This window comes from Aliivibrio thorii (genome assembly GCF_057368585.1).
The window spans coordinates 2,274,922-2,301,082 of sequence record NZ_CM170654.1; the positions used below are offsets into that span (position 1 = coordinate 2,274,922).

At 38.0% G+C, this 26,161-nt stretch carries 23 protein-coding genes and 2 pseudogenes; 12 read left to right on the plus strand and 13 right to left on the minus strand.

Annotation, left to right across the window (positions count from 1 at the left end):
* Nucleotides 1-31: 31 nt before the first annotated feature.
* Together AC2IP4_RS10320 and AC2IP4_RS10325 are read right to left on the minus strand one after the other, a co-directional pair.
* On the minus strand, nucleotides 32-907 hold the full coding sequence (locus AC2IP4_RS10320; RefSeq protein ID WP_486307056.1) for an N-acetylmannosamine kinase: 876 nt from the start codon (nucleotides 905-907) through the stop codon (nucleotides 32-34).
* Complete coding sequence (locus tag AC2IP4_RS10325) at nucleotides 904-1,611, minus strand: N-acetylmannosamine-6-phosphate 2-epimerase (protein WP_486307055.1); 708 nt, start codon at nucleotides 1,609-1,611, stop codon at nucleotides 904-906. The genes AC2IP4_RS10320 and AC2IP4_RS10325 overlap by 4 nt, the downstream gene beginning before the upstream one ends.
* A 257-nt stretch (nucleotides 1,612-1,868) precedes the next feature.
* On the opposite strand from AC2IP4_RS10325, the gene nagA reads away from it, so the two are divergent.
* The gene (nagA, locus tag AC2IP4_RS10330; RefSeq protein WP_486307054.1) at nucleotides 1,869-3,029 is read left to right on the plus strand and encodes an N-acetylglucosamine-6-phosphate deacetylase; all 1,161 of its coding nucleotides are present in this window, start codon (nucleotides 1,869-1,871) and stop codon (nucleotides 3,027-3,029) included.
* Between the two features lie 60 nt (nucleotides 3,030-3,089).
* Here the strand turns inward: nagA and AC2IP4_RS10335 are convergent, their stop codons facing one another.
* A complete protein-coding gene (locus tag AC2IP4_RS10335; RefSeq protein WP_375321919.1) occupies nucleotides 3,090-3,968 on the minus strand; it encodes a MurR/RpiR family transcriptional regulator in 879 nt (292 codons plus the stop codon).
* Nucleotides 3,969-4,258: 290 nt separating this feature from the next.
* Here AC2IP4_RS10335 and AC2IP4_RS10340 point away from each other — a divergent pair, with 290 nt between their 5' ends.
* The 4 genes from AC2IP4_RS10340 (at nucleotide 4,259) to AC2IP4_RS10355 (ending at nucleotide 8,324) form a co-directional block, all read left to right on the plus strand.
* On the plus strand, nucleotides 4,259-5,152 hold the full coding sequence (locus AC2IP4_RS10340; RefSeq protein ID WP_486307053.1) for a dihydrodipicolinate synthase family protein: 894 nt from the start codon (nucleotides 4,259-4,261) through the stop codon (nucleotides 5,150-5,152).
* A 130-nt stretch (nucleotides 5,153-5,282) separates the two neighbouring features.
* Nucleotides 5,283-5,489, plus strand: a complete 207-nt coding sequence (locus AC2IP4_RS10345; protein ID WP_045101423.1) for a YaeP family protein — start codon at nucleotides 5,283-5,285, stop codon at nucleotides 5,487-5,489.
* Nucleotides 5,489-5,677, plus strand: coding sequence for a DUF4250 domain-containing protein (locus AC2IP4_RS10350; protein ID WP_375321917.1), 189 nt, complete (start codon nucleotides 5,489-5,491; stop codon nucleotides 5,675-5,677). Before AC2IP4_RS10345 ends, AC2IP4_RS10350 begins: the two co-directional genes overlap by 1 nt.
* A 451-nt stretch (nucleotides 5,678-6,128) precedes the next feature.
* Nucleotides 6,129-8,324 (plus strand): immunoglobulin-like domain-containing protein, encoded by a 2,196-nt coding sequence (locus AC2IP4_RS10355; protein WP_375321916.1) that lies wholly within the window; start codon nucleotides 6,129-6,131, stop codon nucleotides 8,322-8,324.
* A 111-nt stretch (nucleotides 8,325-8,435) separates the two neighbouring features.
* Here AC2IP4_RS10355 and AC2IP4_RS10360 read toward each other — a convergent pair whose 3' ends face one another.
* Nucleotides 8,436-9,782 carry a sodium-dependent transporter gene (locus AC2IP4_RS10360; RefSeq protein WP_375321915.1) on the minus strand — a complete coding sequence of 449 codons (1,347 nt, stop codon included), beginning with the start codon at nucleotides 9,780-9,782 and terminating at the stop codon, nucleotides 8,436-8,438.
* A 488-nt stretch (nucleotides 9,783-10,270) separates the two neighbouring features.
* On the opposite strand from AC2IP4_RS10360, the gene AC2IP4_RS10365 reads away from it, so the two are divergent.
* The 3 genes from AC2IP4_RS10365 to AC2IP4_RS10375 are packed head-to-tail and all read left to right on the plus strand — an operon-like array spanning nucleotide 10,271 to nucleotide 12,670.
* The gene (locus AC2IP4_RS10365) at nucleotides 10,271-10,711 is read left to right on the plus strand and encodes an ATP-dependent zinc protease family protein (protein WP_060993619.1); all 441 of its coding nucleotides are present in this window, start codon (nucleotides 10,271-10,273) and stop codon (nucleotides 10,709-10,711) included.
* Complete coding sequence (gene rimK / locus AC2IP4_RS10370) at nucleotides 10,711-11,616, plus strand: 30S ribosomal protein S6--L-glutamate ligase (RefSeq protein WP_012533521.1); 906 nt, start codon at nucleotides 10,711-10,713, stop codon at nucleotides 11,614-11,616. Before AC2IP4_RS10365 ends, rimK begins: the two co-directional genes overlap by 1 nt.
* The gene (locus AC2IP4_RS10375) at nucleotides 11,603-12,670 is read left to right on the plus strand and encodes a succinylglutamate desuccinylase/aspartoacylase family protein (RefSeq protein ID WP_486307052.1); all 1,068 of its coding nucleotides are present in this window, start codon (nucleotides 11,603-11,605) and stop codon (nucleotides 12,668-12,670) included. The genes rimK and AC2IP4_RS10375 overlap by 14 nt, the downstream gene beginning before the upstream one ends.
* Nucleotides 12,671-12,955: 285 nt before the next feature.
* Here AC2IP4_RS10375 and AC2IP4_RS10380 read toward each other — a convergent pair whose 3' ends face one another.
* Genes AC2IP4_RS10380 through AC2IP4_RS10390 form a run of 3 tightly spaced genes read right to left on the minus strand, consistent with a single transcriptional unit; the run spans nucleotide 12,956 to nucleotide 14,138 of the window.
* Nucleotides 12,956-13,057, minus strand: coding sequence for a hypothetical protein (locus AC2IP4_RS10380; protein ID WP_105055988.1), 102 nt, complete (start codon nucleotides 13,055-13,057; stop codon nucleotides 12,956-12,958).
* 14 nt (nucleotides 13,058-13,071) lie between these two features.
* On the minus strand, nucleotides 13,072-13,926 hold the full coding sequence (locus AC2IP4_RS10385) for an IS3 family transposase (protein WP_486310757.1): 855 nt from the start codon (nucleotides 13,924-13,926) through the stop codon (nucleotides 13,072-13,074).
* Nucleotides 13,833-14,138 carry a transposase gene (locus AC2IP4_RS10390; protein ID WP_486307050.1) on the minus strand — a complete coding sequence of 102 codons (306 nt, stop codon included), beginning with the start codon at nucleotides 14,136-14,138 and terminating at the stop codon, nucleotides 13,833-13,835. Before AC2IP4_RS10390 ends, AC2IP4_RS10385 begins: the two co-directional genes overlap by 94 nt.
* A gap of 185 nt (nucleotides 14,139-14,323) precedes the next feature.
* On the opposite strand from AC2IP4_RS10390, the gene AC2IP4_RS10395 reads away from it, so the two are divergent.
* Together AC2IP4_RS10395 and AC2IP4_RS10400 are read left to right on the plus strand one after the other, a co-directional pair.
* Entirely contained in the window at nucleotides 14,324-15,982 is a 1,659-nt protein-coding gene (locus AC2IP4_RS10395; protein ID WP_375321912.1) for a methyl-accepting chemotaxis protein, read from the plus strand.
* Nucleotides 15,983-16,111: 129 nt separating this feature from the next.
* A pseudogene (locus AC2IP4_RS10400) lies at nucleotides 16,112-16,312 on the plus strand (transposase domain-containing protein); the annotation flags it as partial.
* A gap of 24 nt (nucleotides 16,313-16,336) precedes the next feature.
* Here AC2IP4_RS10400 and AC2IP4_RS10405 read toward each other — a convergent pair.
* The 5 genes and pseudogenes from AC2IP4_RS10405 to AC2IP4_RS10425 all read right to left on the minus strand — a co-directional run.
* Nucleotides 16,337-17,143 (minus strand): ISL3 family transposase, encoded by an 807-nt coding sequence (locus AC2IP4_RS10405; RefSeq protein WP_375321911.1) that lies wholly within the window; start codon nucleotides 17,141-17,143, stop codon nucleotides 16,337-16,339.
* Between the two features lie 713 nt (nucleotides 17,144-17,856).
* Nucleotides 17,857-18,264 carry a phosphate ABC transporter substrate-binding protein gene (locus tag AC2IP4_RS10410; protein WP_105054159.1) on the minus strand — a complete coding sequence of 136 codons (408 nt, stop codon included), beginning with the start codon at nucleotides 18,262-18,264 and terminating at the stop codon, nucleotides 17,857-17,859.
* Between the two features lie 9 nt (nucleotides 18,265-18,273).
* Complete coding sequence (locus AC2IP4_RS10415) at nucleotides 18,274-19,386, minus strand: hypothetical protein (protein WP_375321910.1); 1,113 nt, start codon at nucleotides 19,384-19,386, stop codon at nucleotides 18,274-18,276.
* Between the two features lie 32 nt (nucleotides 19,387-19,418).
* Nucleotides 19,419-21,011 (minus strand): methyl-accepting chemotaxis protein, encoded by a 1,593-nt coding sequence (locus AC2IP4_RS10420; RefSeq protein WP_105054157.1) that lies wholly within the window; start codon nucleotides 21,009-21,011, stop codon nucleotides 19,419-19,421.
* A gap of 118 nt (nucleotides 21,012-21,129) precedes the next feature.
* Nucleotides 21,130-21,330, minus strand: a pseudogene (locus AC2IP4_RS10425) (IS3 family transposase); the annotation flags it as partial.
* 442 nt (nucleotides 21,331-21,772) lie between these two features.
* On the opposite strand from AC2IP4_RS10425, the gene AC2IP4_RS10430 reads away from it, so the two are divergent.
* Nucleotides 21,773-22,822 (plus strand): succinylglutamate desuccinylase/aspartoacylase family protein, encoded by a 1,050-nt coding sequence (locus tag AC2IP4_RS10430; RefSeq protein ID WP_486307296.1) that lies wholly within the window; start codon nucleotides 21,773-21,775, stop codon nucleotides 22,820-22,822.
* Nucleotides 22,823-22,896: 74 nt separating this feature from the next.
* Here AC2IP4_RS10430 and AC2IP4_RS10435 read toward each other — a convergent pair whose 3' ends face one another.
* Complete coding sequence (locus AC2IP4_RS10435; RefSeq protein WP_486307049.1) at nucleotides 22,897-23,382, minus strand: GreA/GreB family elongation factor; 486 nt, start codon at nucleotides 23,380-23,382, stop codon at nucleotides 22,897-22,899.
* Nucleotides 23,383-23,614: 232 nt separating this feature from the next.
* On the opposite strand from AC2IP4_RS10435, the gene AC2IP4_RS10440 reads away from it, so the two are divergent.
* The gene (locus AC2IP4_RS10440; RefSeq protein ID WP_486307048.1) at nucleotides 23,615-26,155 is read left to right on the plus strand and encodes an Ig-like domain-containing protein; all 2,541 of its coding nucleotides are present in this window, start codon (nucleotides 23,615-23,617) and stop codon (nucleotides 26,153-26,155) included.
* Nucleotides 26,156-26,161 lie beyond the last annotated feature (6 nt).

Sequence of the window (26,161 nt, forward strand, 5' to 3'; positions counted from 1 at the left end):
GGTTAAGTTTCTATTTCTTATAAGTTCTTACTCAATGTATTGTGTTAGCCCAATGAGCAACGCCAATCAATCCTGCATCAGCGCCACAACGAGCATGCTGAACCTTGGTTTGGTATGGTGAAGGTTGTTGTACTAGGTAGTGCTGTACACGTTCTAAATAATGAGGAGCAAGACCAACACTGCCACCTAAAGTAACCAATTCAATGTCTAGAACCATTTTTAAATCGGCGATTAAATGTGCGATAGCTTTTGCAGAGCGATTAACGATATCTATTGCATTCGGATCATTTTGAGTGAAATGCTTGAAGACTATTTCACCTGTGCAGTCATCACCAAAAAAGGATTTTCCGGCTTCTCCTATCGCCGTTCCTGAAGCAATACTTTCAACACAGCCTTGTCGACCACAACCACATATCGGTCCATTAGGATCAGCAAGTGTATGTCCAGCGTGACCTGCGATACCATTAGCACCAATAAGCAGATCATTATTAATAACAACACCCGCACCAACCCCTGTTGATACCGTAATAAAAGCCATATTGACCATATTTAGCTCAATCGTTTGGTATTCGGCCCATGCTGCAGCTTGTGCATCGTTAATCACAGTTGTTGGTTTTTCTGTAATTTTTTCAATAACTTCTCTTAATGGATAGTTATTTAATCCACCAAGGTTTACAGGATTTAACGCCGTTAGTATTCCGTCTTTAATGATCCCCGTTGAAGCAACGGCAACTATTGTAACTTCGCTAATAAATGGCGTTAATAACCTCTCTAATGCCTTATCCATATCTTCAGGGTGACTAGAAGAAGGGGTTGCTATTTGCTGGCAGCGAATCACTTTTCCTGATTCAATGATTGCCGCCGCAATTTTAGTTCCACCAATATCTACCGCTAAGCAAGACTTCATGCGATGTCCTTAATCATGTTTTTCTTACCAAGTTCAACTTCAGATTTAAACCAACCACAAATATGCTCAATACGTGTAATCGCTGAACCAACAGTGACGCAAGATGCTCCAGCTTCTATTGCCTCTCTAGCCAATTGCGGTGAATTAAAACGCCCTTCTGCCATAACAAAACACCCTTGATTTGCTAACTGTTGGATAAACGGAAAGTCTGGTTCTGCTGGAGTAGTTGGGGTCGTATAACCTGATAGTGTCGTTCCTATAATTTCAACACCAAGATCATGACAGAACATTCCTTCTTCATAAGTCGAAGAATCCGCCATAACTAAACACCCTAAGCTTTGAATTTTTTTCACTAACTCTTCAACAGATACAGGGCGAGGTCGATGAGTCGCGTCTATCGCAATGATGTCAGCCCCTGCCTCTTTTAATGCAATGACATCCTCAATATAAGGCGTAATTCGGACCTCAGAATCATCAAGGTCACGCTTAATAATTCCAATAATAGGGACCGACACATGAGGTCTTACTGCTTTTAGATTATCAATACCTTCTATTCTTAGACCAACCGCCCCTCCTTCAATGCTTGCCATTGCCATAGCAGCGACAATTTCAGGTTTATCCATAGGGCCATCATCAACAGGCTGACATGATGAAACGAAACCTTGCGATAATGCATTCAGTGTTTTGTTGATATTGCTTCCCATAAAGCCAAACTCCAAATTTCACAACAGTACAATAGTATTGCTCCAATATATATTTATGGAGTTATACTTCAACATAAAGGTATGAAAATGGAGATCTAGATCTCCTAAAAAATAAAAACCATAAAATAAAAAAGAACAAAGATCCTTATTTATAAGGTTTTTAATTGATTGAAATCTGACATTACTGTATTTTTCTCTTTATGATTTTCGGAGTGTTACTCCAATAAAATTAAATATTTGATTGATAAGGCAGAAAAATGAACAGTGAAAATGCTCAAAATAATCAGTATATGATTACTAATGTTGATGTATTTGATGGTCAAAAAATAGAAGAAAAACAGGCTATTATTATCAATAATGATTTAATTTCATCTATCATCCCAATGGAAAAAGCACACTCTTTGACGATAAAGAGCATAGATGGGCATGGTGCATTAGCAACTGCTGGCTTTATTGATATTCAACTTAATGGTTGTGGTGGCGTGTTACTAAATACAGACATTAATTTATCTACCTTAGATACGATGAATAAGACCAATGTGAAATATGGCACCACTCAGTATTTACCAACACTGATCACCAGTACTGAAGCCGATCTCAATAACACTTTATCGTTAATGACCCGTTTTGATAATGCAGAACAAGAAGGTGTATTGGGGCTTCATCTTGAAGGACCTTTCATTAGCATTGAGAAAAAAGGGGCTCACCAAGCGAAATACATTCGAGAGCTAGACTTAGTAACAGCTCAACGACTTGCAAAACATAGCTCTCACATAAAGGTATTAACGCTTGCTCCAGAACATATTAAACAAGACGTTTTAGATTGTTTAACAGAGGCAGGGATTACCGTTTCTATTGGACATACCAATGCAACTTACGAGCAAGTCAATGCACGCTCTGGCTTTAGCATGGCAACGCATTTATATAATGCAATGACGCCTCTTTGCTCAAGAGAGCCTGGTGTAGTTGGTTATATTTTCGATAAAAAGCCTCATGCAGGCATTATTGTGGATGGCATTCATGCCTCTTACCCATCGGTTCGAATTGCCCACCAACAACTAAAAGAAAAACTCTTCCTAGTTACCGATGCAGTAACCCCAGCAGGGACAGATTTAGTTGAATTTGATATGGCAGGAACTCAAGCCTATGTGACAGATGGAAAATGTCATTATGAAGATGGAACTATTGCAGGAGCTGCAATTACCATGATTGATGGGGTTAGAAATCTAATTAATCATGTGGGTTTATCAAAAGAAGAAGCATTAAGAATGGCCAGTTTATACCCTGCTCAAGCATTGAAAATAGATGATCAATATGGACAGTTAAAAGACAACTATAAAGCGAACATAACCCTTATCGACAGTAATAATGACATTACTACAACGATTCAAATGGGCAAACTAGTTTATCAGAAATAAAAAATAGGCCGTGAATATACCTTAATATTCACGGCCTAATTATTGTATATGACCAGAAACTTATGATTGATTACAAAGCGCTTCTGTCGTTTTTAACTTATTGGCTTTTGCCCCACTAATGTCGCGTTTCACTAGTAATGTATAAATTAAATCTAATACAAACAACTGCGATATCTTAGTACCAATAGAGTCACCTTGAAGTTGTCCCTGCCTGTTGCCGTTCACTAATACATAATCAGAATATTTAGTGATATCCGAACGGGGATTATGTGTAATAGCTATCGTCGTCGCCCCATTCTCTTTTGCTAGACGTAATGCTTTGGTTGTTTCCACTGAGTTACCCGAGTGGCTAAGACCTACTGCAAAATCTCCCGGTTGCATTAACGATGACTTAATATACATAAAATGGTTATTGGTAAATGCATCCACATTCAAACCAATTCGCATAAATTTATGCTTTGCACTTTCAGCAGTTAAGCCTGATGAACCCACACCAAAAAAGTAAATCGCTTTCGCATCTTTTAGCGCTTCTGACACCGATTCCAAAGATTGAAAATTAAGAAGATTCATGGTTTCAGACAACACGCTTTCAATGGTTGACTGAAGTTTATGCCCTATCACTTCTGCATTATCTTCTGCGGTTACATCCGTATCAAAAATCTCCTTCTCTCTCCCTTGAAGGTTAGAGACCTCTATCGCCAACTCCATTTTGAAATCTTGATAGCCTTTAAAGCCTAATGTGCGACAAAAACGAATGATCGTTGCATCACCTGCATTAACGATCTGTGATAACTCTGCAATTGAATGCTTACTCACTTGAGTCGCATTAGACATAACATAATCAGCAATACGCTTTGAAGACGGCGTTAGGCTATTATAAAGACTGCCTATAGTATCGATGATGTTGCCCGCTTTTATTTGAATATTATGGTTGGACATCAGTAAATAACCCTTGAATAAAACACCTTATACATTCCATTTTGTCACGTCACCTCTAATTTGTGAAGTGTAACTCCATAATTATTATTCCTCTTTTCGACACTAAAAAAGGATAAATTCGACGCATATAAAAATAATTCGTTCTAAATTACCCTTTATAGATCACATTTACAGCATCGAACTATGATTTCCATATTGCCAAATGAAACTTTACTCCATAAAATTAGTTTAACTCCAGTATTGATATTTAAATGAAGAATAACGTCAAGAGATAAACTAACGAGGCTTAAATGAAAAAGTTAACCGGTTTAATTGCTGCTCCACATACACCTTTTGATTCTTCAAACAACGTAAATTTTGAAGAGATTGATAAAATCGCCAAGCATTTAATCAAAGATGGCGTAAAAGGCATTTATGTATGTGGTACAACGGGTGAAGGCATTCACTGTAGTGTTGAAGAGCGTAAAGCGATTGCTGAACGTTGGGTAAGCGCTTCTAATAATCAATTAGATATCATTGTACATACAGGCGCATTAAGCATTGTTGATACTTTAGAGCTTACACGTCATGCAGATACACTGGATATTTTAGCAACTTCAGCTATTGGGCCATGTTTCTTCAAACCGGGCGGCGTGGCTGATCTCGTTGAATATTGTGCAACTATCGCAGCAGCAGCACCATCAAAAGGCTTCTACTATTACCATTCAGGCATGTCTGGTGTAAATTTAAATATGGAAGAATTTTTAATCCAAGCTGATAAACGCATTCCTAATTTATCAGGCCTTAAATTTAACAGCGGTGATCTATACGAATATCAACGCTGCCTTCGCGCTTGTGATGGTAAATTTGATGTCCCGTTTGGTGTTGATGAACATCTGCCTGGCGCACTTGCTGTTGGTGCCAAAAGTGCAGTAGGCAGTACTTATAACTACGCAGCTCCTCACTTTAACTCAATCATTGATGCATTTAATCGTGGTGATCAAGAAGCTGTCTTTAATAAGATGACAAATGTTATTGAGCTTATTCGTGTATTAGTTGATTTTGGTGGTGTAGCAGCAGGTAAAGTAGCTATGGAACTTCATGATATTAATGCTGGAGACCCTCGTTTGCCATTGATGCCACTGAGCGCAGAACAAAAAGTCACTGTAGTAAATAGAATGAGATCTGCTGGTTTCATTCAATAAAATACAACCATCCTTTTGCTCTAAAGCTGAAAAACTTCCCCCTACGTTTTTCAGCTTTTTTTTGATCTATGTTTTCCCTTTTTCAACGTGTAAAATCAATCTTAGTTATCATTTTAAAATGGAAAATTTAATGAAAGTATATGATTGTTGTGAAATGGTTCGTGAGTTGTATTCATTAATTGGTAGTGGCGATCAGGGTTACATTCCTCAAGCAATTACCTGTGCAGTTAAATCATTAAATGATATTGCCGCTGACGAAGCACTTCCAAAAGCCACTCGTGAAAAAGCCGCATTTGCTGCTGCAAACTTATTAATTTCAGATTTTGAGGATGAGTAATGACACCTGAAAAAGTAGCTACAATGGATCCAATTATGTTGATGAGTATCGTTAACATGAAAATTCGAGATGAGTTTGGAGATCTTTATTGCTTAGTTAAGTTCTATGAACTAGATCAGAATGTATTAATTAAACGATTATCTGAAGCAGGCTTCGAATATTTAGAAGAAGCAAAACAATTTAGATAAAATATAAATTAAAAGGGAAATATATTTCCCTTTTAATTTTCTATATCCCCTCGCCTTCCATTACAATGAAAATTTAAACGCAAATTCTTATTATTAACTAATAACAAATAATATAAAAAGAGATGTTGATCCCATATCATTTTAATAAGAAAATACTATAAACCTTATTTGAACACATCGGAATAGTGATATTTATTCCACTTTAAAAATAAGAGCGGAACAAAAAACAAAAACATAAGAATCAATAATTTAATTTAATAAACTACACTTTTATTACGATTAAATATCAATTCAACCTCGATTTAATATAAAAAACAAAAAATAGAAACACTTTGTTACATTTGTAAAATCAGAATTTTCAAATATCCATGATAATTTTATTTTTCTTTATACTCATCGTTAATTAAGTATTTAATTAATAGATTACCCACCAATTAAAAGTGAATTATGTATGGCATTACTAACAAATAAAATGAAGCTAAACACTATTGCATTAGCATTATTGGGAGCAGGTTTCTCTGTTCAAGCAAATGACATGACAAACCCAGATGGCGGTGTTGTTGTTGGCTATTGGCATAACTGGTGCGACGGTCGTGGTTACCAAGGTGGCAACGCTCCTTGTATGGCATTAAAAGAAACAAACCCTATGTATAATGTTGTTGATATTTCATTTATGAAAGTCTACGACACTTCCGAAGGTCGTATTCCGACCTTTCGCCTTGACCCAACAGTGGGTTTAAGTGAAGCTGAGTTTATTGAACAAATTCAAGAGTTGAATACTCAAGGTCGCTCTGTATTAATCGCACTTGGCGGTGCAGACGCTCATATCGAATTAAAGCGTGGGGATGAAATACCATTTGCAGACGAAATTATCCGCTTAGTTGAACTATATGGTTTCGATGGTTTAGATATCGATTTAGAACAAGCAGCTGTAACTGCTGCCGATAACCAATGGGTAATTCCAGAAGCACTAAAAATAGTAAAAGATCATTATAGATCGCAAGGGAAGAATTTTCTTATTACGATGGCTCCAGAATTCCCTTACCTAAAAACTGGTGACAAATACGTTCCTTATCTTGAGCGTTTAGAAGGGTATTACGATTGGATTAACCCACAATTCTATAACCAAGGTGGCGATGGCATTTGGGTTGATGAAGAGAACGCATGGATTACTCAAAACAGTGACACAATGAAAGAGAAGTTTATCTACTACATCTCTGACTCATTGATCAACGGTACTCGTGGTTTTCACAAAATCCCTCACGACAAACTTGTTTTTGGTATCCCAACAAATAATGATGCAGCAGCAACAGGATTTGTAAAAGAACCCCAAGATCTTTACAACGCATTTGATGCTCTAAAGCAGCAGGGCCAACCTTTACGTGGTGTGATGACTTGGTCTATTAACTGGGATATTGGTACTGATTCTGTCGGTACTCCATATAACAGCAGCTTTATTAATGCTTACGGCCCATATATTCACAGTCAAACGCCACCACCACCAGTGGTTGGTAAACCAGTATTTACAGGATTAACTGATACACGAGTTCCACACGGTACTGTATTTGATTCATTAGCGGGAGTTACCGCAATGGATAAAGAAGACGGTAACCTAACATCATCAATTACGGTTGAGGGCTCAGTGAATACACAAGTTCTTGGTGATAATGTACTTGCTTATAGCGTAACTGACTCTGATGGTAACGAAACGAAACAAGCTCGTAATATTGAAGTTTATAGTGCGCTTCCGGAGTTAATAGGCGTTGCAAACACAACCATTAAAATAGGCTCAGATTTCAACCCTCGAACTGACGTAAAAGCAACAGATGCTGAAGATGGAGACTTAACATCTCAGATCTCTATTGAAGGAACGGTAAATACTTCTCTTGCAGGTAAGTACACATTAACTTATTCAGTAACAGACAGTGCGAACCAAACTACAACAGCACAGCGTACAATTACGGTAAATGATGGTTCACAAGTTTGTGTTAACCCATGGAAAGCCGATCAAGTTTATTTAACTGACGAAACAGTAAGCCATAATGGAAAAACATGGCAAGCTGGCTGGTGGACACAAGGTGATGAACCGGGTGCAACCGGAGAATGGGGAGTTTGGAAACAAATTGGTGATAATGATTGTGGTGGTGTAACTCCAGAACCCGGTATTGAGTTAACGGCAAAAATCACAGATCTCAGCAATGAATATTCAATTGCAAACTCTACTGCTAACGTAACGTTTTCTATTACAACAAATAATACCGCTTCTGTAACGGTTGATATCATTGACCGTATGGGCAACAGCATTGCATCGGAATCAACCTCAATAACTGGTATTCAAGCTGTTTCTTTAACGTTAAACAACGTTGAAGCCGGTTATTACTCAATGCGTTTATTAGCATCGAACGCTGATGACTCAGTAGAGGAACGTTACAGCTTTAATCTAGTTTCTGAAGATACGCCAACCCCCCCCCCAACAGATATTCCTGTATATGAAGTAGGTAAAACATACGCCGATGGTGAACAAGTTCTAGGTTCTGATGGCAACATTTATCAGTGTAAGCCTTGGCCATACACACCATGGTGCTCAAGTGCATCTTATGCTCCAGCTGAAAGCCAATACTGGGCTGACGCTTGGGATAAGGTATAAAGAAAAGCACTAAAATATACAAACGTATTTCAAAGTAACACATAGAAAAAAGCCAGCATATCAATGCTGGCTTTTTATATTTAACTCATTTTATTAATGCCGTAACGGGTATTAGAATGATGCCCAAAGAACGGTAATCACCAAAATAGGACAAACAAATTTCACATACAGAGGCCAGATCTTACCAAAGAAGCCTTGCTGAAATTCTGGGTAACCTTGCTCAAGTTCTTTGATTTTAGAATGTCGACTCCACACCCAACCACCAAACACACAGAACAACAATGCCGCAACAGGTTGTAAATATTGAGTAGCAATCATAGCTACCAAACCAAATAACTCACCAAAATTAAAGACAATTACTACGCTGAAAGCAGCTATCAGTGCACCTAGCACCCAACTTGTTGGCGTTCTTTTTGTTTTGAATCGCTCACTCACTAAAGAAACTGAACACTCAAGCATTGAGATTGAAGAGGTTAATGCTGCAATCGTTAATAGTAAGAAGAAAGCAATCGCAAACAGATCACCAAACAACCCTAAGCTATCAAACATCATTGGTAACACAGTAAATACCAAAGTATCAGAACTAATTAATGAACCATCTTCTGCATAGATTTGAACGCCCTTTTCCATTGCAACGAACATTGCAGGCATTACCACTAATCCAGCAATAAATGCAACAGCCGTATCGACCAAAGTTACGTTCATTGCCATCTTTGGTAAGTTCTCTTTTTTACTTAAATAAGAACCATAAATCAGCATTGAACAACCACCAATAGTCAAAGAAAAAAAGCCTTGTCCCATCGCTGCAAGGATCAATTTTTTGTCCATTACCTTTTCAAAATCTGGGATCAGATAATGCTTTAATCCTTCAACGGCACCTTGCTGCATCATGATATAAACAAACAATAAGCCAAATAAAACAAACAAAGCAGGCATTAAACGAGTTGACCATTTCTCTATACCGTCTTTAATTCCACCTTGTACGATTAGAATAGTTAATACATAAAAGATTATCGTACCCAGTAAATTACGTTCAATGCTAAAGCCTTTAAACCATTCAGCAATATCATGCAGCCCAAGCACATTTGCCATTGCACCAAGTAAGAAACAGATTAACCAGCCACCAACAATGCTATAAAACATCAATACAGCGCTAGGTACGCTCAAACCAATCCAACCAACAAAAGCACCTACATGCTTCCCAATTGGGCTAGAAGTCAATGAACGCATACTATCAACAGGGTTTGCTTGACCATGACGGCCTATCGCCATTTCAACAACAAGCATAGGAAAAGCAACCACAAGTATCATGACGAGATAAACCAATAAGAAAGCCCCGCCGCCATTACTAGCCGCTTGGGTTGGGAATCCCCAAATATTTCCTAATCCAACAGCCGCTCCAGCAGCTGCCAATATAAATCCTATCCTTGAGCTAAAACTTTCTCTATTATCCGTCATTCTCTGTATCACCACACTAGTACAATGCAAGTATAATAACTTTACTCATAATTAAACACCAGTTTTAAATCTCTAATTAACTCATTTATTTACATAACAAATAAGAGTCCAGATCTTCTCACCTCAACGGCACCAATAGGCAGCATTATATTTATTCATTATTTGTTAAAAAAAGAGAATTTTAGTGTTCTTTTTTTAAACAATATAAATAAAATTACATTATCTATTCACAACATAAAGCATTAGAAAAACTAATTAAAAAGCGTTAAAATTATAATCTATTTTTTATTTGACGAAATTAAAAACTACTGATAAATTCGCGTCATTGAGTCACGGTGTACACATCCTATAACACCTCTCTACGTATTCCACCAAACTCCAGACTACTGAGTTACACACTCAGACAATTAGATGGTAGCCAAATGGGTTAGATATCCGCCAAGTATTAACTATACTTAGTGTGGATTTTTTCTATTTGAGACAAATTAATGACAGATAAAATCATTGTCGGATGGCGCGAATCATTAAGCCTTCCAGAACTTGGTATTAAATTAATTAAGGCAAAAGTTGACACTGGCGCCAAAACTTCTTGTTTACATGCTTTTAAAGTAGAGCCCTTCACAAAGGATGGTGAAGACTGGGTCCGCTTCTGGATTCATCCAGAAAAAAGAAATAATGACTTCGTACAAATATGCGAAGCTAAAATTTTCGATCAGCGTTCAGTAAAAAGTTCAAGCGGACAAGAAGAGATGCGTTATGTCATCAAAACAATGATCCGACTAGCAGGCCAAGAATGGCCAGTACAAATTACATTAAGTAACCGAGAAACAATGGTGTTTCGTATGTTACTTGGAAGAACATCAATGCAAGATCGCATTGTTGTTGATCCATCATCGTCTTACCTAGTTGATTTTGAGGAAAATTTATAATGAAAATCGGTATTTTATCGCGTAACCAATCTCTTTACTCTACAAGCCGCCTAATTGAAGCTGCTGAGAGTCGTGGACACGAAGTAAAAGTGATTGATGCGTTACGTTGTTATATGAATATCAATTCAGAAAAACCTCAGATCCACTTTAAGGGTGAAGAGCTTGTTGATTACGATGCTATCATTCCTCGTATCGGAGCATCAGTAACGTTCTACGGTACAGCGGTACTGCGTCAATTCGAAATGATGGGCGTATATCCAGTAAACGAATCTGTTGCGATCACTCGTTCTCGTGACAAACTTCGTTCAATGCAATTACTTTCTCGTAAAGGCATTGGTATGCCTATCACAGGTTTTGCAAGCAAGCCTGATGACGTAAAAGACTTATTAGACATGGTTGGCGGTGCGCCAGTTGTGATCAAGCTCTTAGAAGGCACTCAAGGTATTGGTGTTGTTCTTGCAGAAACGCGTAAAGCAGCAGAAAGTGTTGTTGAAGCATTCATGGGCTTAAAAGCAAACATCATGGTTCAAGAGTTCATCAAAGAAGCTGGCGGTGCTGATATCCGTTGTTTCGTAATTGGTGGCAAAGTGATCGCAGCAATGAAACGTCAAGGTGCAGAAGGTGAATTCCGTTCTAACTTACACCGCGGTGGTTCAGCATCACTAGTTAAATTAACTCCTGAAGAGCGTAAGACAGCGGTAGCTGCAGCAAATATCATGGGCTTAAATGTAGCAGGCGTAGATTTACTTCGTTCTGAGCGTGGTCCACTAGTTATGGAAGTGAACTCATCTCCGGGCTTAGAAGGCATTGAAAAAGCAACTGGTAAAGATGTTGCTGGCCTAATTATTGATTTTATTGAGAAAACTGCAGCGACTAAAAGGACTAAAACTCGTGGCAAAGGCTAAAAAAAATCAAGCGTTTGAAATACTAACGCACTCGGTTGCACCTGGTGAAAGAAAGGTAATTGAGATTGAAGCCGCTAAGCTTTATACACACTCACCTCTATCGATCCCTGTTGAGATCATAAACGGCCAGCATGCTGGCCCAATCCTGATGGTAAATGCTGCCATTCATGGTGATGAACTTAATGGTGTTGAAATTGTTCGACAGCTAATTAACAACGTTGATCCTAAGAAATTAAAAGGTACCCTTATTGCGGTACCTATCGTTAATGTCTTTGGTTTCATTCATAAATCACGCTACCTTCCAGATCGCCGTGATTTAAACCGTTGCTTCCCTGGTTCTGAAAAAGGCTCTTTGGCATCTCGTATGGCAAATACCTTTTTCACCCAAATCGCACAACGTTGTGACTACATTGTTGACTTACATACTGGAGCAATTCACAGAACGAACCTCCCTCAAATCCGTGCAGATCTAAGCAATCCTGAAACGTTACGTATTGCACACGCATTCGGTACGCCAGTGGTTGTTGACTCACCTTTAAGAGACGGTTCTCTTCGCAGTGAAGCTGAAAAATGTAACATCCCAGTATTAACCTATGAAGCAGGTGAAGCGTTACGCTTTGAGCCGATTGCTATCAATGCGGGTTATGTTGGGGTGCACCGTGTAATGCAAGCCATCGGTATGCTAAAGGCAAGCAGAAAGCGTTTACCTGAAGCTATTATAGCAAAATCAACAAGTTGGTTACGTGCAGAGAGTGACGGTATTTTACGTACTGTTGTGACTCTAGGTGAACAAGTTGAGAAAGGTCAGGTTCTGGCTTATATCAGCGCACCGCTAGGCCACAGTGAAATCGAGCTTCGCGCTCATAAAGGTGGTATCGTTATTGGCCAGCAAACTTTGCCTTTGGTTAATGAGGGAGATGCTATTTTCCATCTTGCTTATTTTACTGAAGATGATGAAATGGTAGGTCAAACGGTTGAAACCTATATCGATGAAATCATCGAAGCGGATACAGATCAATTGACTAATGGTCAAATCACAACATCTACACTGTAGTATTTTTTACTAACACTGTTTAAAAATAAGAGAGGTTCGCCTCTCTTATTTTATGAATAAAGCCTTTCTTTTATCATCAACCCTACTTATCTCTTTCCATGCATTAGCCGATGGAAATACAACAATTAACTCTTTTAGTAAGGCAAAGAAAACAGGGTCTTCTGCGTTTCTTGTTGGTCAAAATCCGAATGTTTTATACCAATTCCGTTAATTTTATGATCTAATATGGACTCTTAAAAGGAATCCTTATGAAGCATGATTTTCCGAGTTTGATTAATGTAATGGTCAACAAAAACCGGACACCAAATCTCGTGTTTCTTTCTCATATTGGAGCGGTGACAAATAACCATTAGCGGTATGTGGGCGCAATCCATTGTAATACGCCAAGTAATCTAAAATACTTAGCTTAGCTTAGCTTCTTTTTTAGTTTTAAACGTTTCATAATTCAATTGTTCGTGCTTGAGACTACGAAAGAAACGCTCTGTAGGAGCGTTATCCCAGCATTCACCTTTTCCACTCATGCTGATATTCATTTTCATATCGTTCATTAAAGAACGATACTCATAGCTTGTATATTGACTTCCTCTATCAGAATGATGCAATAAACCTGCGGGTGGCTTTCTTTGCCAAAAAACCATTTGAAGGGCTGAGTTACAAAGAGATGTTTTCATGTGGTCTGCAATCGACCAACCAACAATTCGTCGTGAATATAAGTCCATAACAACAGCAAGATAAATAAATCCCTGATGTGTATGGATGTAGGTAATATCTGTTGTCCAACAAGTATTTATCTTATTAACTAAGAACTTACGATCTAGCCTGTTTGGTTCAATCCTATTATTATGAGTGCTATCAGTAGTTACTTTAAATTTCTTAGGATACCTCGGCACAAGCCCTAATCTGCGCATCGTCATTCTGGCTTTGTAACGTCCAATAATGATCCCTTTTTTAGCTAATTCAGAAACCATTCGACGACTACCTAATGTCATCTTATGCTCTTTAAAGGTTTCCTTCACAGCCACATCAAACTGAAACCTATTGATATCAATGACGTTTTTGGGTTTCTTTTGCCATGTGTAAAAAGAACTCGTACCTACATTCATGACCGCGCAAAGTATTGTTATTGGCCAGTCTTCTTTATGCTGTTGAATAAATTGGTATCTTATCCGTTTTCTTTCGCAAAGAAGACTGCGGCCTTTTTTAGAATATCGCGCTCCATCAATAAGCGTTGATTCTCTTTTCTTAAGCGCTCTAATTCACTGCGTTCTGAAAGGTTTAATGTAACTGATTTAGCTTCTTTTGAATCACCTATTGGTGATTTTTGCCTAACCCAGGTAATGATAGCGCTTAATGAGATACCTAAACTGTCAGCTGCCTTCTGTCTTGAATAGCCTTGCTCTGTAACTAATTTAACTGCATCTTGTTTATACTCAAGAGTAAACGTTCTAAGTGTATTTTTCTTATTCATATTCACCTCTAGTGACATAATAACTAAAACTTATAGAGGTGTCCGGAACTATTAGAGCACTACATACCACCAGTGAAGTGGCTCGGATTATTTTAACATATAGTTAGTTTTTAAAACGGATTCTTAATTACTGGCATGGATATTGATAGTAGTATCACTATTTACTTCCAAATAAAGATATTTAAATGAATCTATCAATAAAAGTAAGATTGTACTTGCTTGCAATTTTACCAATTGTTTTAACATCCGTGTTGATCATGGCAATAACTTATAAAGAAACGAAAGCACTTCACCAAGCTAAAATGGATATGACTCGTTCGCAAATGATGGAAATGAAGCGAACAGAGCTTAAATCGTACATGGAAATAATCTCGTCAGAGCTTAAGCATTTGTCAGAAAATGAAACTAAAGAATCGGACATATATGAATTGTTGAGTTCTATAACTTTTGATGGCCCTTATAGTTATATTATGGGTTTTAAGCCTAATGGTTTGAGGGTGATTGGCCCCAATGGTGTAGGTGAAAATGTTTGGGAGCTTCAAGATAAAAAAGGTAATTACCTGATCCAGAACCTTATTAGGGCCGCAAAAAATGGTTCAGGGTATACGGAGTATTTTTTCCCAAAGCCAAACACTAATATCCCTTTAGCAAAGCTGACTTATAGTATTTATGTTCCTCAATTTGATTTAATCGTAGGCACTGGTTTTTATACTGATGATATTGATGCAGCGCTGAATGATATGAAAATGCTGAGTGATGATAAATTATCTCAAAGTATGAGAACTATTATGATCTTTACTTTGATTATTGTTGTGGTTGTTGCTGTGCTTGGTTTTGTTATCAATCGAAGCATTATCTCTCCTATTCGATTATTTGATGAATCTATCCGTTCATTTGCTTCTGGGGATGCAGATTTAACGGCAAAGATGCCCGACTTTACCGCTCCAGAATTTAATCAATTAAGTAAAAATTTCAATCTATTTGTAGCCTCACTTCATCAAATCATCAGTAATGTATCGGTAGTTAGTCAAGATGTTATGGCTGAAACGATAAGCGTGTCTGAACGTTCAGATAAGGTTAATACCGTTGTCATGAATCAACGTTCAAAGACAGAGCAGATTGCGACAGCAATGACGGAGTTAACCACATCCTCTCATGATATTTCATTGAATGCAGAGCTGGCAGCTAGCTCTGCTCAAGATGCCGATAATCACGCACAGGTAGCGATGAGGACTGTTAATGAAGCCTCTGAGTCAGTGAAAACGTTAGCGTCTGAATTGGATGAAGCAAGTCATGTGATCTCTAAATTAGAAGAGGATGTACAAAATATAGCAAGCTCATTATCTGTTATCCAAGGAATTGCAGAGCAAACTAATTTACTTGCATTAAATGCTGCCATTGAAGCGGCAAGGGCAGGAGAGCAAGGCAGAGGTTTTGCAGTGGTTGCCGATGAAGTTCGCCAATTAGCAAGCAGCACTCAGGACAGTACAGCTAAAATTCATCAACGTATTGAAGCGTTGAAATCAGGCTCAGACTCTGCGGTTCAGGTGATGGCGGCAAGCAAAAACTTTAGTTTATTGACGGTGAGTAAAGCAGAAGCGGCTTCTGAAGTATTGAATGAAATTTTAGTATCTGTGAATACGATAACTGAAATGAATTTGTTAATAGCAACAGCGACACAAGAGCAGAGTATTGTAGGTCAAGAGATCTCAGAGCTCATCGTTTCGATTTCAGATCAAAGCTCTGAGTCAGCAGAGCTAGCTGAGCATAATAGAGCAGGTGGCGTTTTACTTAATAAAAAAGCGAATACACTTGTAGATATTGTTGACCGATTCACATTGTAATACTTAAAATAAATATAGGACAAAGTAAAGGCCACTAAAATAGAAGTTAATGCCGATCGTTTAAGGTACTTGAACGACCCTAAGATCGCGTGATAATCCCTACTAACTTTTGTTGGTAGGGATTTTTATATGTTAGTTGATGAGTTAAACCAAGCGCATGAAACGATAGAAAACAATAGTAACTATGAGTCTGTTGTTAATGCTATTGAGATGGAATGGATTGAACAGGCTCTTCATAATACTAACAAAACAAGTATTCGGCGTCGCCGATTACCAGCTCAACAGGCCGTATGGCTCGTTATTTCGATGGATTTACAACGCAACAAGTCAAGGGTCTTCTGCGTTTCTTGTTGGTCAAAATGCGAACATTTTATACCCCTGCAAATCCAGAACCAATCTCTGAAATAATGACTCCGTTTTAAAAAATCCATAGCAACGTCGTTTTATTACTTTGATTTTATTATTTAGTCCTTCGACAAAACCACTCGTATTTCGCGTCTTAAAATAATTAGCGATGTACCCTTTGTACTTTTTGAGAGTCTTGATAAAGCGGTTAAAACAAGTAAGTTCACTACGCTCCACACTTTCTACCCAGCGGTCAATCTTCGAGAGCGTAGATTCTCTATTAGAATGGAGATTGAAGATTTGTGTCAGTTTTAGCCCGTAGCTATGCGCTTTTTTTAGTATCGGTGAGTGCTGGTAAAGCAATGCTAGTTTGTTTTTTTCAGCTTCGGTTAGGCATTCATGCTGCTTGCGTAAGATCCACATCATGCCTTCTAATTCACTATATTCTGCCACAGTAAGCTCTTTCTTAAGCCTTACCATTTCCTTGATCCTGAGATCGTCCAGTGGTTTTCTATAGAACTTAGCTACATGGTACCTATCAGTGATAACTGCTTGTTTTCCGAAGACTTCTATCGCGGGATAGACAAAACCATCATGCATATCTGTGCAGACACATTTTACGGTTCTTCTTAGGTGCTCAGGTATCGAACCAAAAAATTCTTTCACTGTCTCTTGCTTCCTATCATCAAGGACAGCAATCACAGTTAATGCTCCGTACTTATCTTTGGTGCTCACAATAGCAATGAAATTTTGATGAACTTTACAGTTACTTATTTCATCAATGCCAATCGTGTGAATATTCGAGTACTGCTCCAATCAACGGATTTATCTATACGTGACTTCATGATACTCACTAATACGCGATAACCAATTCGTTCTTTTTTGGATACGTCCTCTACCGTGCTATTAATGACACATCGCATCAAATAGTCCTCCAATCCTTTCGTCACCTTCCCACCTTTAGCGCACCAGTCATATTTTTCAGTTGTGGTTGGGTGATCATCGCAATGCTCACATTGATAACGAACTGGTCTGATTTTTAATAGGACTTGAGTATCAAAAATTGAGGTATGCCTGATTTTAATTGGAGATGAGTACCCATAGCATTTTGTCGCGGGTTTTCCACATTTATAGCAGTCAGTTTGAGTTTGCGTACTTGTGACAGTAATTACTATTCGACCTTTGAATCAATGAGTTGCGATTCAATATCAAGAGTTTTAATACCTAGAGGGATGCGTAAATTTTTCATAAAAGCAGGACGTTTTGAAATCAATACTACATTCTAATCCTTATGGTTACTGGGTTCTACTCCAACAAGAAACGCAGAAGACCCATATATCTTTGATCTGTTGATTTAAATAGTTATTTTCAACCATCATGCGAGCATATTCTAGTTTTTGTTCGTTAGTATAATTCATTCGTTCTTTACGTTTCATAACATACCTCATAATAAGATTATAAGGCTTAAATAATCTCCAGGATCATCGTACCATTACAGGAGGCCATGGTGAGCCCCCATCCTACTCAATTTAAAGCTTAAGTAATACTACAACTTGATCATCAACTAAGCTTTCGTCAACATAACCAATCATTGCACTTCCTGTCGCAACTTTTGCTTTCATTTCCGCTTGACTAGCTGTAGTTTTTAGTGGTTTAGCTTTACCAGTAAATAACTGCTTAGCCCAAAAAGAGTTAAGTTGAACAATTGATTTATTGGTTACTTGCTTGTGAAAATCAGATTTAATTGCTTCACTTTCATTGATTTCAATCGCAGTTAACTTACCACCGTTAAAGTTAACTTTTTTTCCTAAGTAAACTTTTTTTACTTCCTTTGCAGAAATTGGCCCCGTAAGGTCTGGAGAACCAATAATTACAATTCCCGCGTTAGCTGTAAAAGATGCCAATAACACTATTAAGACACTTATTTTATTAAACATATTTATTCCTTAAAATGTTGCATCAAGTTTGATTGTGTAAATGTAATCATCATCCGCATTTGATGTGAGGCCTCCAATTGTGCCCCCATTTGTATCCGCATAATCAGAATAGGTTACATCAGCTTTAAGTGCTAAGCCTTGTTTAATATCCCAGCGAGCACCAAGGCTATAAGAATTACGTTCATAGTCGAAAGCCGTCTCAATGGTGCCTCCTCCGATCATATGACCAGTATCATCAATCCCTAGCGTCTCAATTCGAGAGTATGAAATGTATGGCATAACTGAGTTAATATGATAACCAAGCGTTACATAACCAGCATTATTTTCTGGATACAATGGTATGCCATCATTGTTTGATATACGTGTATGAGTAATCTCACTCATAGCTAGCCATACTCCATTATCATATCGAGCGCCTACACTCGCAAAACTAGCATCTTCGGAGCCTTCAGAAAGAACAGGCTTTGGAAATGGCCCAGAACCTTGATTGATCTCATCTGCGACGATAGTCGCTTGACTGTAGCTAGCATGAAGAGTCCAACTATCGTCATACCAAGTAGCATTTAAACCATACGCGTCCTTCCCTTCACCATCTACCCCTGCAAATGAGAACTTTTGTGATCCTGCGAATACTTGCAGTGCTAAGTAAGAATCATCAAATGAGAATTCGTATTGAACATCAACACCAGTTACAGAATCAACAGGAATTAAACCGTAAACTTCTTCTGGTGAGCGCGCCCAAGGTTGTGCATAACCGACATCTAGATACTCAGAAAGAAGAAAGAACGGAGCACGAATAACACCAGCGCGGGCTTTTATACCATTATCAAACTTATAACTTAAATTTGCTTGAGATACTTCAAGATCCCACTCTTCATTACCACGAGCTACAACTTGTACTGTTGCTTCAACACTCTCGTTCACATCAAAATTGCCTTGCAATCCGAATAAGCTTTCTGGATACATATTACTATCATTAATTCCAGCAAAACCTGAATTGTTCTTCGAGTTGGTATAACCAATAGATGCAAAGCCGTTAATCGTTGATTCAGCAAGAGCCTGAGTCGACACTTGTAAAGCTAGTAACGAAGATATAGCGAGAGTTAACCTACTTATTTTCATTTATATTTCCTACTTCCTATTTTAAATATGACCTATTGGCCGGATAGATGATTTAATTGTTTTGTTACTTCGCCTATCTGGTTTGATATTTGAAGTAATTGACTCATCATTTCTATTGATACTTCAGACTGAGAATCTATTTCTTTTAACTTTTGCTCTATACTATTAGAGTTAACTGATTGTTGTTCTGCTGTGCTTGCAATTATTTGATTACTATCAAGTAACTCACTAACTCCTGTGTTAACTTGATTCATTATATTTACGACCTGCTCTGCATTATCCAAACCTATCGCTGCTCTTTCGACACTGGTAGACATAACGGTAGATACCTCAGATGATATATTTGAAAAACTATTTAACATTTCACGAATAGCTAACGTAGTGCTTTGTGTTCGGTTTGCTAAGGTACGAACTTCATCTGCAACAACTGCAAAACCCCTACCTTGTTCTCCTGCGCGAGCTGCTTCTATAGCCGCGTTTAATGCTAATAAATTTGTTTGCTCGGCTATATCGCCGATTGTATTGACCGCTAATCCAACTTTATTTGTATACTGAATCAGTTCACCAACCACCTCTGATGAACGAGTAACATCACGACTAAGTTCATTCATTGCTGTGATAGAATTATTAATAATTACTTTACTTGCTTCTGTTGATTCGCTTGTTCGTTTAACGCTATTTTTGGCATTAACCGAATTATCAGAAATCACTCTTACACCTTGCAACATTTCTGATATATCTGTAGTTGATTGATATATAAGATTTTTTTGGAATTCGCTGTTTGAATAGCTTTCAGAACTAAACTGGTTTAATCCAGAGACAATATCAGTTAACTTATCGACGGATACTTTTATAAACCCTATGTTTTTTTCTTGTAATGACACGAAACTATTAAAGTTATTAATAAGCTGCTGTAAACCATTTCCCTCACCGACATCTATTCGTTGAGTTAAATCCCCTTCACCAAGAGCGAAACTTTGAAGTGCTGAAGCAACTTCATCTATAGCATTAGTCATTCTTGTCGAAACAATAAACGCGTAAGATGCAAAGCCAATGATTATAATTAGCCCTACAATTAGGAAGATAAAAAACACATTTTGCTTTGCTTTAATATATTTATTTGTATAAGTTATGAGTGAATTAAGCTCTGTAGATTGAGTGATGATTAATTTTTCCATCTCTTTTTCTATTTGCTCATACTTCGTTGTGTTTGATTGGGCTTGAACTAAAAAATCATTTATTTTAATCGAACCATTTAGAAAACTTTCAACCTGATTAATAACGGTTTGATGATATAACTTAACTTCTTTTTTTATGTTTGTTACATTTCTTTTATCGCTTACCAATGCTTCTAATTTTACCAATAAATCAGTCATATCATTGAAGTTTTTTTTTGCTACTTTAAGAGCTTCTTTATCACCGATGACTACTGCATTTTCTATATTTTGATGATAACTACGAAGTAAATTATTTGCTTTTACAGCAGCTTCGTTAGCTGGAAATATGTTGTTTTTGACTAGTTGTAATTCTTCTGTTGCTTTGGAACCTACTTCGTGGAAAAAATAACCACTAAGGCTAAGTAGCACTATGACGAATCCGCAAAAAAAACTTAATTTTAATTTCATAACTTACCTTATTAAAAAATTGATAAAAGTCACCTAAAAGATGTTTTTACTCTATCGAATTATCGGAAGAAATCTACTTATACGTACAAAGTAGCACTCTTGGACTCCAAACCTTGGATAGCGCCGCGGTTTCAGCAAGCGCCTTTTCTTTGTACCGCAGCTCTTTCTTTAACTCTTTTATTTCGAGTTTATCTTCTTTAGCCTGTTTTTTGGCTTTAGCTTCCTGCTCTTTACTGGATTTAAAGCCTTGCATACATTCATTTTTCCAGTTTTTAATTTGTTCGAGATACAAGCCTTTTGCTCGACAGTATTGGCTGAGTTGTTGTCGCCAATAATACAGGGTTGCTCTGCTGATACCTTCTTCTTTTGAGACTTCCGCTACTGACATTAAGTGTGGCGGTAACAGTTTTTTAATATTGCTTCTTTTCTTTCTATTGAAATACGAGACAAGGTGAACTCTTATGCCGCCCTAAACTGGTTAAATTTTAACAGTGACAACTATCCTGCCAGATAGGGGGGCTATCGCTGTATATTTTATTATCAGCTTGGTAGTTATATTGAAATACAATAACAACATGAGAGGCTCTAAAGATGACGCGCTAAATTATTGATGTACTGAGTTAATGCTTACAAAGGAATCAAACAGGAAGATAATGCTAATTACAATTAAGTCAGTAAGAGGATACTACTTACAATTAAACAGGATATGTCAGGAGAATGTAAAAGTGTATGTTAGATGTAAAAAAAAATACACATGTCGAATTTCTAATCCTGATTTTAAATGGAAACACTTTGCACCTGGTGAAAGAAAGGTAATTAAGATTGAAGCCGCTAAGCTTTATACACACTCACCTCTATCGATCCCTGTTGAGATCATAAACGGCCAGCATGCTGGCCCAATCCTGATGGTAAATGCTGCCATTCATGGTGATGAACTTAATGGTGTTGAAATTGTTCGACAGCTAATTAACAACGTTGATCCTAAGAAATTAAAAGGTACCCTTATTGCGGTACCTATCGTTAATGTCTTTGGTTTCATTCATAAATCACGCTACCTTCCAGATCGCCGTGATTTAAACCGTTACTTCCCTGGTTCTGAAAAAGGCTCTTTGGCATCTCGTATGGCAAATACCTTTTTCACCCAAATCGCACAACGTTGTGACTACATTGTTGACTTACATACTGGAGCAATTCACAGAACGAACCTCCCTCAAATCCGTGCAGATCTAAGCAATCCTGAAACGTTACGTATTGCACACGCATTCGGTACGCCAGTGATTGTTGACTCACCTTTAAGAGACGGTTCTCTTCGCAGTGAAGCTGAAAAATGTAACATCCCAGTATTAACCTATGAAGCAGGTGAAGCGTTACGCTTTGAGCCGATTGCTATCAATGCGGGTTATGTTGGGGTGCACCGTGTAATGCAAGCCATCGGTATGCTAAAGGCAAGCAGAAAGCGTTTACCTGAAGCTATTATAGCAAAATCAACAAATTGGTTACGTGCAGAGAGTGACGGTATTTTACGTACTGTTGTGACTCTAGGTGAACAAGTTGAGAAAGGTCAGGTTCTGGCTTATATCAGCGCACCGCTAGGCCACAGTGAAATCGAGCTTCGCGCTCATAAAGGTGGTATCGTTATTGGCCAGCAAACTTTGCCTTTGGTTAATGAGGGAGATGCTATTTTCCATCTTGCTTATTTTACTGAAGATGATGAAATGGTAGGTCAAACGGTTGAAACCTATATCGATGAAATCATCGAAGCGGATAAAGATCAATTGACTAATGCTCAAATCACAACATCTACACTGTAGTATTTTTTACTAACACTGTTTAAAAATAAGAGAGGTTCGCCTCTCTTATTTTATAAATAAATGCCCAATATTAATTACTGCACACCTATTATTTCATAGTGCTGTTTCTTACCCGCTAAATTCAATTCAAACTCATCACCAAGTTGTTGCCCTATCATGGCTTTCCCAAGCGGAGCTGATGGTGTGATTAATGAAAATGTCATTTTGTTATGTATTACTTTTACCCCACCAGCTGACGGGCCGATAAAGAATCGACTTTCAATATCATCTTGATTAACAAGCGTCACTAAAGCACATTGATTAATCACACTCCCTTCATTGTATTCTAAGCGTGGTAATTTACGATAAGCAAGAATATCAGCTTCACACTCTGCAACTCGTAATGCTTGTCCATGAGCCAAATAAGACGCTTCTAAGCCAAAAGTTTCATACTTACTGCGTGCAATCGCTTCTTTGTCTGTTGCTTGATCAATCGCTCTCTTGGTTGCTTCTATCGCCATTTGATGTACATCACGCAACGCTTTGATGATTGATTCTAATAATGCTTCTTTTTCTATCATCTTACATAATCCATAAAATCTACCGGGCTATAATAACAAAAATTAAGATTCGCGTTTCTATTTCCAATCATTTTCTTAATGTGAAGTCTTTCTAAAAACAGCCGTAACTTAATGAGAATTAAAATATTCTCTGTGATCCCCTGTTAAATCAGAACACAAAATAAAAGTAATTACCTTATTTTATACTAGTAATTAAGTGTCTATAAACACTCACTAAATTAAGGGTAAATAAATGAAAAGGATTTTTATTAGAAGCGCGATTGCTTCAGCTCTCTTTATGTCATACGGCGCAAGTGCATTTGATTGTAGCTCTCTCCCACTTTGGCAAAGTTCTGAAGCCTATGGAGGTGGTACTGAAGTCCAACAAAATAATACAGCTTATCAAGCACAATGGTGGTCACAAGGTAATTCTCCAGAAGTCCATTCGGGAGAATGGCAAGAATGGAAAAGCCTAGGGCAATGTAGTAATGGAGGAGGGAATATTGCGCCAACATTATCAATAATCTCACCATTGAATAATGCAATAATCACAGAAGGAAGTGAAATCACGCTACAAGCAAACGCTAATGACAATGATGGTTCAATTGCTCAAGTTGAATTTTTTTCTAACAACCAATCTATAGCAACAATAACAAAAGCCCCTTACAGCACACCTTGGATTGCAGTTAAAAATACAACAAATATTTCTGTTATTGCAACAGATAATGAAGGCAGTACAGCAACTGAATCTGTAGCGATTAGTGTTCAATCCGCTGGAGAATTAATACCACCAACAATAGAACTCATTTCTCCGAATGGAACTGAAAACTTATCTATCAATGATTCACTTGTTATCTCAGCAAAGGCGACTGACAGTGATGGAGAAGTCAGTAAAGTAGAATTTTATATTGATAGTCAACTCGTATTCACCGATACCAGCGTTCCATTTGAGCATTTATGGACAGCAACAAGTGGTTCTCATAACTTCAAAGCAAAAGCGACAGATAACGATGGTCAATCAATCATTAGTAAAGAAGTTACACTCACTGTTTCTGAACCGTCTAGCGGCGGATGTACAGGATTACCTCAGTATCAAGCGGGAACTAATTATGCTGCTGGTGATGAAGTTCAAAACCTTAACCAAAAATACCGTTGCGAGATAGGTGGTTGGTGTTCATCATCCTCTGATTGGGCTTACGCTCCAGGAACGGGATCAAACTGGCAAGATGCATGGACAGGATTAGGCGTTTGCAGTACACCACCACAAGTTAGCATTACCTCACCTAGCGACAACAGCGTTATTTTGGCAGGTTCATCAGTCATTGTTAATGCAACTGCAAATGATAGCGATGGAAGTATTGTTGGTGTTGAATTCTTTGCTAATAACATAACATTAGGATCTGACACACAAGCACCTTATTCAATTGGTTGGGACGCAACCCTAATTGGCTCGAATACATTAAAAGCAGTTGCAACCGACAACGAAGGCAATAATTCAGACAGTAGCATTCTTGTTACTGTTAGCGATCAAAACGTAGTAACAAGCCTCACATCACCACAATCAGGTACTAGCCTTGCTCTAGGTAAAATAGCTCAATTAAGTGCAACAGCAACCTCATTAACGAGTTCAATCAGCCACGTCGATTTCTTAGTTAATGGCGTTATTATTGGTTCAGATACTACGACGCCATATAATACAAACTGGATGCCAAGCGCCATTGGTGCTTATTCTATTTCTGTAGAAGCAACTGACGCTCAAGGTAATACAGCCCTATCTACAGCATCTAGTGTTACGGTGTTAGAACAAAGCCAAGCCAAACATAAATTAATAGGCTATTGGCATAACTTTGTTAATGGTTCTGGCTGCCCTACTCGATTATCTGAAATGTCAGATTCTTGGGACGTCATCGATATTGCCTTTGCTGATAATGATAGAAACAGTAACGGAACAGTACACTTCAATCTTTATTCTGGCGATATACACAGTAGCTGTGCCGCACTAGATCCAGCACAATTCAAACAAGATATGGCAGCATTACAAACAAAAGGAAAAATATTCGTCTTATCCCTCGGTGGTGCAGAAGGTACAATTACCTTAAATACAGCAGAAGACGAAGCAAACTTTGTTAGTAGCCTAACCGCTATTATTGCTGATTGGGGCTTTGATGGATTAGACATTGATTTAGAAAGTGGGTCTAACTTACTTCACGGGACACAAATCCAAGCTCGTTTGCCTACCGCGTTAAAGAAAATCGAAGCAAACATGGGAGGAGATATGTATTTAACTATGGCTCCTGAGCATCCTTATGTGCAAGGGGGAATGGTTGCTTACAGTGGCATTTGGGGTGCTTATATCCCAGTCATCGACCAAGTTCGAGATACCTTAGATCTTCTTCATGTTCAGCTATATAACAATGGTGGATTAGCAAATCCATACATGCCAGGAGCAGCGCCAGAAGGCTCTGTTGATATGATGGTTGCCTCTGTGAAAATGTTGGTCGAGGGTTTTGAGTTAGCCGATGGGTCATTCTTTGCCCCACTTAGAGATGATCAAGTCGCAATTGGCTTGCCATCTGGCCCAAGCTCTGCAAACTCAGGTCAAGCACCAACTCAAAATATTATTGATGCTTTAGATTGTGTCACTTATGGATCGGCATGTAGCACTGTTGTACCAAATAAACTGTATCCAAATTTTGGCGGAGTCATGACATGGTCAATCAACTGGGATAGACATGATGGATTTAACTTCTCACAACCTATCGGTGACAAACTCACGCAGATGAACAATCAATAAATAAAT